Source organism: Psychrobacter sp. 1U2 (genome assembly GCF_051847575.1).
Genome location: NZ_JBPYDC010000237.1, coordinates 1 through 1,338 on the forward strand (window position 1 = coordinate 1; position 1,338 = coordinate 1,338).

General features: G+C 39.5%; 2 protein-coding genes. One reads left to right on the forward strand and one right to left on the reverse strand.

What is annotated here, in order from left to right:
- Positions 1-47: 47 nt before the first annotated feature.
- Entirely contained in the window at positions 48-845 is a 798-nt protein-coding gene (locus ACS8FD_RS14795; protein ID WP_439276415.1) for an IclR family transcriptional regulator, read from the forward strand.
- A 231-nt stretch (positions 846-1,076) separates the two neighbouring features.
- On the opposite strand, the gene ACS8FD_RS14800 is transcribed toward ACS8FD_RS14795, so the two are convergent.
- Positions 1,077-1,338: malic enzyme-like NAD(P)-binding protein (locus ACS8FD_RS14800; RefSeq protein WP_439276414.1), on the reverse strand; the 262-nt coding region annotated here is incomplete at its 5' end.

Sequence of the window (1,338 nt, forward strand, 5' to 3'; positions counted from 1 at the left end):
TGACTACTAATACCCTTGCTGATGAAAACTCTAATGAAGCAACACACATTGAGCTGTTAGAGCCGATTGCAGAGATGAAAGATAAAAACGACAGGCAGTTTGTTACGGCTTTGGCCCGAGGACTAGAGCTGCTACGTTGTTTTACCCCGCAGCGCCCTTATCTCGGCAATCAAGATCTAAGTCAAATGACAGGTCTGCCTAAAGGGACGATTACGCGTCTTACTTATACCTTGGTCAAATTAGGATATTTAAAGCAATCGACCAACAGTAGTAAATATCAGCTCTCTGCGGGTGTGTTGGGGTTTGGTTATACAATGATGGCGAACATCTCTATCAACAATTTAGTCACACCGTACATGGAAGAGTTGGCGGATTATGCCAATAGTGCGGTTGCCATGGCAACCCGCGATCGACTGACGATGGTGTATCTAAATGTCGTGCAAGGGTCTGGCACGACTACCATGCGACGCAATGTTGGCTCATACCTGCCCATTCATTTAAGTTCTATGGGACGAGCTTGCTTAGCCAGTATGCCACCTGCTGAACAAGAATTTATCCTTGATGCCATTCGTAGTAAGTATAAAGACGACTGGTTAAAAATTAGGCGAGGACTGGACAAAGCATTTAAAGATTATGAAGATTATGGGTATTGTTTTTCGATTAGTGAATGGCAAAAAGACGTCAATGCTGTTGCTACTGCCATGATGCACCCTACTGAGGGATTACTAACTTTTAATTGTGGCGCGCCAAGTTTTGTGCTTAGCCGTACTAAGTTAGAAGAAGATATTGCTCCTCGTCTACTGCATATGAAGAATAATATTGAAGGTAATATTTATATAAGCTAAAGCTTGTCAACAGTTAGCTCAAATACTGCTGAAGATCAACTATACTACTCTCGTTAATCGACTAAGGTTAATTATTTTTAAACCCTTTTAATTCTTAAAATTTAAAGGAGTTTTTTATTGCTTAAACTTTAGTAAAATATAATAAAAAACAAAGCCGAATGCTATTTTTAATAACATTCGGCTTTTTTGTGCGCTTTTTTTAAGTGCTTTTTAGCAGCTACTTTTTAAATTCTAAAAAGAAGTACGACGATAGTTGCGGTATTTAGGTAGCCAAAAATTGGCTTTTAAACGACGCTCCAAAGTTTCTAATGTTACTGGTAAAGCAAGTTTGTCTTCAACCGCTTGTAAGGCTACTGCATAGGCTATTTTTTCGCTGATCTCTCTGATAAGTTTTATTGGCGGCAATATTGCCCCTGGTGCCTTGTCATATTCCATTGAAATATCTGCTAAGGCCTGACTTGCAGCCATTAACATATTGTCACTGATACCTGTC